The sequence below is a fragment of the Pseudomonas asplenii genome, assembly GCF_001293465.1.
GTDB lineage: Bacteria > Pseudomonadota > Gammaproteobacteria > Pseudomonadales > Pseudomonadaceae > Aquipseudomonas > Aquipseudomonas fuscovaginae_B.
The window spans coordinates 21614-27954 of record NZ_JSYZ01000027.1 but is presented as its reverse complement, the minus strand read 5'-3'; the positions used below and the strand labels follow the sequence as shown (position 1 = coordinate 27954).

The window sequence follows — 6341 nt, the reverse complement described above, 5'->3', positions numbered from 1 at the left end:
TTTTCGTCTGAGTCCTTACTTGAGGTGGGTCTTGAGTTCCAGGGCTGCCTGACGCATCGCCGCTTTCACCTCAGGAATGCCGTTCAGCGGGTTGAGCAGGCCGAAGTCATGGATCATGCCGTTGTAGCGCACGCTGGTCACCGGCACACCCGCCGCGTCCAGGTGACGGGCATAGGCTTCGCCCTCGTCGCGCAGCACGTCGAACTCGGCGGTCTGCACCAGCGCCGGCGGCAAGCCGCGAAGCTGTTCGGTGCTGGCCCGCAGGGGCGAGGCGTGAATCTGGGCCCGCTCGGCGCTGTCGGTGGTGTAGTTGTCCCAGAACCACTTCATCATGCCCTTGGTCAGGAAGTGGCCCTCGGCGAACTGCTGGTACGACGGCGTTTCGAAGCTGGCATCGGTTACCGGCCACAACAGCAGCTGGAAGCGCAGTTGCGGGGTTTTGTGTTCCTTGGCCATCAGCGCCACGACCGCCGCCATGTTGCCGCCGACGCTGTTGCCGGCCACCGCCAGGCGCTTGCTGTCGATCCCGATGTCCTGGCCGTGCTCGGCGACCCATGCGGTCGCGCCGTAGGCCTGGTTGATCGCGGTCGGGTAGTGCGCTTCCGGCGACGGGGTGTAGTCGACGTAGACCGCCACCGCTCCAGAGTCGACCACCAGGTCGCGGATCAGCCGCTGGTGAGTCGGGAAGTCACCCAGTACCCAGCCGCCGCCGTGGAAGAACATGAAGGCCGGCAGCGGGCCCTTGACCTTGGCCGGACGGACGATCTTCAGGGTGACGGGTTGACCGCCCACCTGGATCGAACGCTCGCTGACTTCGATACCCGAGAGGTCGACCTTCACCGAGGCCTGCGCGCCGGTCAGGACCGCACGGGCATCACGTGGGCTCAGTTGCTCCAGGGGCCCGCCACCGCCGGCGGCGAGGGCATCGAGGAACGCCTGGGTGTTGTGTTCGACGCCGGGGCTGCCGGCAGCGAAGGCCTGGCCGACGCTGAGGGCGAGGAGGGTGGTGGTCAGGGTCTTTTGTACGATGTTCATGGTGAAATCCTTTTGATTTGATTGATCTGCGTCAAGGGCGTTTGGCGACCGACTCAGTGGCTGTCGCTGCAACGTGTGAACAGATTAATGGGATGCCAGAACACGAAAAAGCGGCTATAAAGCGTTTTACTGTCAACCAAGGGGTGACAATGAACCCGTTCGAAGATATGCGTATTTTCTGTCAGGTGATGGACTCCGGCAGCTTTACCGCCGCTGCCGACCAGTTGGGCCTGTCCAAGCAGTTCGTCAGCCGGCGTCTGATGCAACTCGAAGAGCGCCTGGGCGTGCGGCTGCTCAACCGTTCGACCCGGCGCCTGGATGTCACGCCCCTGGGGCAGAGCTACTACGAGTCGGCCTTGCGTCTGCTGGGCGAGGTCGAGCAGGTGGAGCAGGGTATCGCCGGCCAGACCGCCGAGCCCCGTGGCACCATTCGGCTGAGCGCACCGCTGTCGTTCGCCCTGGCGCACCTGGGCTGCCTGCTGCCACCGTTTCTGCAGCGCTATGGCGAAGTCAGCGTCGAGGTCGATCTCAGTGACCGGCCGGTGGATCTGCTCGGCGAGGGCTACGACCTGGCGCTGCGGATCGGTACGCTGGAAGATTCGTCACTGATCGCCCGCCGTATCGCCAGCATCGACCGGGTGTACTGCGCCAGCCCCGAGTACCTGGCCGAGCACGGCACGCCGCTCAAGCCTGACGATCTGCATTTCCATGACTGCCTGCCCTATGGCCACGGTCGCCAGGTGCAATGGCGTTTCACCGGACCGGGCAAGCCGGTGGTGGTCAACGTCACCGGGCGGATGCGGGTCAACAACGGCGAACTGCTCCGGGACGCCGCCATTTCCGGAATGGGCATCACCTACCTGCCGATCTTCATCGTCGGGGCGGCGCTGGAGGATGGCCGGCTGGTGCCGGTGCTGAATGAGCTGCGTCCCGAGCCGCTGGTGCTGTCGGCGGTGTATCCGCAGCATCGCCAGGCTTCGCGGCCGGTGCAGGCGTTCATCGAGTTTCTGCGTGAGCGCCTGAACCGCATCGAGGGCCGGCTCTAGTGGCCTGTACAGCGATCAACGGCACAGGCCACCAGTCCCTCACGAAGGGCGCGTTCGAAAGGGCCGCCTGGAGCCCTCGAACCAATAGACCGTCGTGAAGTAGCCCCAGCCGATCAGGAATGAGGGCGCAATCGTCAACAGCACGTTGGGCGTGCCCGCCTGCCTGTGAACCGCTGCCGACAGGCTGCTGAACAGGCTCACCACGGCCAGTGGCACCAGCGCGCGTCGAACCCGCAAGGGCCAGCCGGCACACATTCGCGCCAGCCTGAACATCAGCGACAGCGCGACCAGCGTCGAGCCATAGCTGATCAGCCCTTGAATGGCCGCCGCCAGGCCCATCGCGGCCATGCCGTGATCGGCGTTGGAGATCGCCGCCAGCGAACCGTAGAACATGGCCGCCGGTAGCGCCGAGAGCAGGAGGGATCGCTTGTTCACGTCCATGGGTTATCGAATGATCTTTTCTTTGACGAACCACTCCGAGTCGGGTTGCAGCGCCACTACACAGAGGATCTGGTCCGAGTAGGTGACGTGCCGGATGAAGTGCGCGTTGGTCACCTCATCGCTGGACATGTCCATCTTCGGGAAGAAGTTGGGGGCGACCGAACTCTGGCCACCGGGGATGACCCCGGTGTTCACATCCAGCACCAGATCCTTGGACAGTGAGCGAACGATCTCCAGCGCCAGTGACGACATCTCGGCATCCTGCACCTCAAGGCGCAGGTCGGGATAGAAGCGGGCCGACGGGACCCGCGCTGACATGACCCGGAACATGTTGTAGACCACCGGGTTGTAGGTCTTGGCCACGATCAGACGGGGCAGGCCGATGGATTGGATGACGTTTTTCAGAAAGAACTGATTGAGCTTCTTGAACAGCGTCGAGCCCCGGTACTCATCGGCGATCATCGCCGTCCACAGATAGAGGAACGACGATGAGCCGAATGGCAGGCTTTTCGCCCCGATGATCCCCACCACCCGCTCGCTTTCCGAGTCGATGGCCAGCGCCAGGTGTTCGTAGGTGTCGAAGATACCGGGCTGGTTGCCAAAGTATTGCCTGACATCGTATTCGGGCATTCCCCGTTGCAGATCCTCGACGATCTTGACCTTGAAGCTCTCCGGGAAATTACGGCCGACAACCGAGTAATCCAGGTCCCAATCCGTGCTGCTTGTCTGTCTGTTCATAGGCGACCTTGATTCAGAGTTTGTTGTCTGGGAGAAATTTGAGTGCATGGTTTTCGGACGTCTGTGTCGACGGCTGGATCCTGATGTAGTCGCCGCGTGCCCAGAGCCTGTTCATGTCCACATAACCGTTGAATTTGATGCCGGTGTTGGAAGAGGACAGGATGTAGCGGGAGTTATCGAGGTTCGACAGGTCGGCCACCATCCTGAAGGTGGCGGCAATGTTGGTGTTGAACGGGTTGGCCGGATCGCTGTAGTTGTAGCGGCCGACGTTCACCGTGAAATTGTCGCCCCCCAGGTTGTTGCGGTTGTCGAAGAACCAGGCCATGGGGCTTTTGTGCAGGGGCACATGTTCTCCAACCGCGGCGTGCGCGCGCCCCCATTTCCAGCCGCTGACGTCAGCACCGTATTTGTCCCGGATCTGTTGCAGCGACAGGTTCAGGGAGGCCAGCAGCACCTGCTGGCAATGGTCATCGGCCCCACACCAGAAACCCTGGTCGGCCTTCCCGCTCAGCACCAGGTTGAGAAAGGCATCGTAGTTGCGCTGGTTCCAGCCGGCGGCCAGCAGTTCCTTGCCGATTTTCGGCTCCAGTAACGCCTGGGTGAGGTTCTTCACCCAGTAGGCGGCGATCAATGGCGCTGCCGACTCAGGATCGGAGTCGAACCGCCAGGCCTTGAGCAGGTTCAATTGCTCCGGTTTCGACGCCAGCCCGTCGAGGGGTGCGAGCATTTTCGGCAGCAGGTCGGCCAGGGACGACGAGTAGCGATCGAGCTGGATATCGGTGGAGGTTTGCAGGGTATGCGGTGCACGCTCCTTCAACAGTGCCATGATGCGGTCGTAGCGATAGGGCAGGACCCAGTCATGGCCGAAGTTGAACGCATAGTTGTCGGGCACGATGCGGTTGTTGGCGGTGGCGATGTAGCCGCTGGCCGGGTTGAACTGCCTGGGCTTTGCCGCTTCGGGCACATAGCCGGTCCAGTCGTACTTGGCTTCCCAGCCCGGCGCGGGGCCCTGGCCGAGGAGGTCGTCGTCCTGCGCCTTGACCGGTACCCGGCCGGCGGACACATAGCCGATGTTGCCGGCCGTGTCCCCATAGACCATGTTCTGCGGCGGCAGGCCGAAATCGGCGGAAGCCTGCAGGAACTGCGGCCAGTTCTGCGCGTGGTTGATGCCCAGGATGCTGTCGAAGGTCTTGTCGTTGGGATCCAGCCCGGTCCAGGCCAGGGCGATGACCACGGATTTCCTGTCGCCGATGGCCTGCTGCGCGGGCTGGTAGATATCGCTGATGACCGGGCCGTGCCGGGTGTGGCGCACCGACAGGGTAATCGGTGCCGCCCCCTTGACATTGATCTGCTCCTGCACCACCCGGAATGGCTGGTAGGTCGAATCCGAGGACAGGTACAGATTGCTATCTGACGGATTCAGCTTCTCCAGGTACGCATCCTGGACGGACGAGCCGGTGTTGGTGTAGCCCCAGGCGATCTTCCTGTTGTGTCCGATCACGAACAGGGGCGCCCCGGCATAGGTGGCTCCCACCAGCGCCGAATCGGGTGTCTCCAGGGCCGCCAGGTAAAACAGCGCCGGGTTGGTCAGACGCAGGTGCGGATCGTTGGCCAGGATCGGCTTGCCCGATACGGTATGGTCGCCGGCAATCACCCAGTTGTTCGAGCCGACACCCTCGACGTTCGAGGGCGGCAGCTTGTCCAGCAGGGCCAGGCCCGTGCCGGACGCGTCCAGGTTGTTGTACAGCGCGGCATAGTCGCGGGTCTTGACCGGCGCACTGTCCGGGTAAGGGGCGAACACCTCGTTGATCTGCGCGACGCTGAGGTTTTTCGACAGCGACAGGCGTTGCAACTGCATGCCGAGGTTGGAGCTCAGGGTCCACGAAAACAGCAGGTGCAGTGCGACGGAGTCCGAAGGCTCCCAGTGCCGGGGCGCCGGGGAGCGGGTCAGGGAAAACTCCACCGGCAGGCGATCGCCAAACTTGTCGATGAAGAAATTCACCCCGTCGCTGTAGCTGCGCAGAATGTCCTGGGTCTGCGGCTTCAGTTGCTGAAAGATCAGCTCGGCGTTTTTCCTGAAGCCCAGCGTCCGGGCAAATTTATCCATCTCCACTGTCGAGCTGCCAAAGGTCTCCGACAGGGTGCCGCTCGCGTAATTCCTGCTGAACTGCATCTGCCACAGCCGATCGCGGGCATGGCTGTACCCCAGCAGGAAATACGCATCGCGCTCGTTGGCGGCCTTGATGTGTGGAACGGCGTTGGCATCCCAGGCGATACTGCCTTTATCGGAAATACCCTTCGGTACTTCCAGGACGCCGGTCTCGAACACATTGGACAGCGTGATGTTGTGCATTACATACATCACGCCGGCCGTGGCGACGGCGAATGTGCCGAAAACGCCATAGAGCATTATTTTTACCGATGTTTTCATGACATCCCACTTCCCGGATCAGTGAAATCACGCCACCCGACGATTTTTCTCTGCGTACTTGCTCACGAAAAACACCAGCGATACCCGTTCACCCTCGGTGACGGCTTCGACCTGATGGGGGAAGGAACAATCGGTGATCACCAGGGACTGCAACTCGGGGCGGATCAGATTCACCTGTTCGTCCTGTTTGTTGAAAATCAGGAATTCGCCACCGGCGAAGTGCTTGCCCAGTTGCAGGACGATCGAATAGAGGTAGTCGGGGTTGCTATCGATATCCAGGTGTTTGCCGATGAAGGAGCCGTCCTTCATCTTGTTGACCTGCATGCGCCGAATATGGAACTCGTCGCCATCGAGCAGCCGGGAGACGAAACTCAGCAATTTGTCGTTGCACACCAGCGAGATCATGTGATCGGCGAGCGGCTGGTTGACCCGGGTCGGTCGTTCGACATCGGTCATGAAACGGGCGACCGTGAGGTCGTTGAGTTCGTCGGCGTCACCGATATACACCTGCTCCCAGGGCAGCGACGGGTTGGCCAGGATGGCATTGATTTCATCCCAGTCATCCTGGCTGTACAGAAACCCGGTGGCGCTGGAGTAAAAAGAGCCGTTGTTTGCCAATTCTTTTTTTGCGACTTCGACAATGTTCATTT

The 6341-nt window shown here is 61.6% G+C and carries 6 protein-coding genes; 1 reads left to right on the top strand and 5 read right to left on the bottom strand.

The window, feature by feature from the left end; translation table 11 throughout:
- Positions 1-15 precede the first annotated feature (15 nt).
- On the bottom strand, positions 16-1035 hold the full coding sequence (locus tag PF66_RS28605; protein WP_054059285.1) for an alpha/beta hydrolase: 1020 nt from the start codon (positions 1033-1035) through the stop codon (positions 16-18).
- Positions 1036-1184: 149 nt separating this feature from the next.
- On the opposite strand from PF66_RS28605, the gene PF66_RS28600 reads away from it, so the two are divergent.
- Positions 1185-2081, top strand: a complete 897-nt coding sequence (locus PF66_RS28600; RefSeq protein WP_054064535.1) for a LysR family transcriptional regulator — start codon at positions 1185-1187, stop codon at positions 2079-2081.
- 39 nt (positions 2082-2120) lie between these two features.
- Here PF66_RS28600 and PF66_RS28595 read toward each other — a convergent pair whose 3' ends face one another.
- From PF66_RS28595 to PF66_RS28580, 4 genes are read right to left on the bottom strand one after another with little or no spacing between them, the layout of a single operon-like run.
- Complete coding sequence (locus PF66_RS28595) at positions 2121-2522, bottom strand: hypothetical protein (protein WP_054064534.1); 402 nt, start codon at positions 2520-2522, stop codon at positions 2121-2123.
- Between the two features lie 3 nt (positions 2523-2525).
- Complete coding sequence (locus PF66_RS28590) at positions 2526-3260, bottom strand: hypothetical protein (protein WP_054059288.1); 735 nt, start codon at positions 3258-3260, stop codon at positions 2526-2528.
- 13 nt (positions 3261-3273) lie between these two features.
- Positions 3274-5691, bottom strand: coding sequence for a penicillin acylase family protein (locus tag PF66_RS28585; protein WP_054059289.1), 2418 nt, complete (start codon positions 5689-5691; stop codon positions 3274-3276).
- Between the two features lie 27 nt (positions 5692-5718).
- The gene (locus PF66_RS28580; RefSeq protein WP_054059290.1) at positions 5719-6339 is read right to left on the bottom strand and encodes a 2OG-Fe(II) oxygenase; all 621 of its coding nucleotides are present in this window, start codon (positions 6337-6339) and stop codon (positions 5719-5721) included.
- Positions 6340-6341: the final 2 nt, after the last annotated feature.

What these genes read in the sequence shown, in the direction of transcription:
- PF66_RS28605 (WP_054059285.1), bottom strand. Translation starts at nt 1,035, where the DNA reads ATGAACATCGTACAAAAGACCCTGACCACCACCCTCCTCGCCCTCAGC.
- PF66_RS28600 (WP_054064535.1), top strand. Translation starts at nt 1,185, where the DNA reads ATGAACCCGTTCGAAGATATGCGTATTTTCTGTCAGGTGATGGACTCC.
- PF66_RS28595 (WP_054064534.1), bottom strand. Translation starts at nt 2,522, where the DNA reads ATGGACGTGAACAAGCGATCCCTCCTGCTCTCGGCGCTACCGGCGGCC.
- PF66_RS28590 (WP_054059288.1), bottom strand. Translation starts at nt 3,260, where the DNA reads ATGAACAGACAGACAAGCAGCACGGATTGGGACCTGGATTACTCGGTT.
- PF66_RS28585 (WP_054059289.1), bottom strand. Translation starts at nt 5,691, where the DNA reads ATGAAAACATCGGTAAAAATAATGCTCTATGGCGTTTTCGGCACATTC.
- PF66_RS28580 (WP_054059290.1), bottom strand. Translation starts at nt 6,339, where the DNA reads ATGAACATTGTCGAAGTCGCAAAAAAAGAATTGGCAAACAACGGCTCT.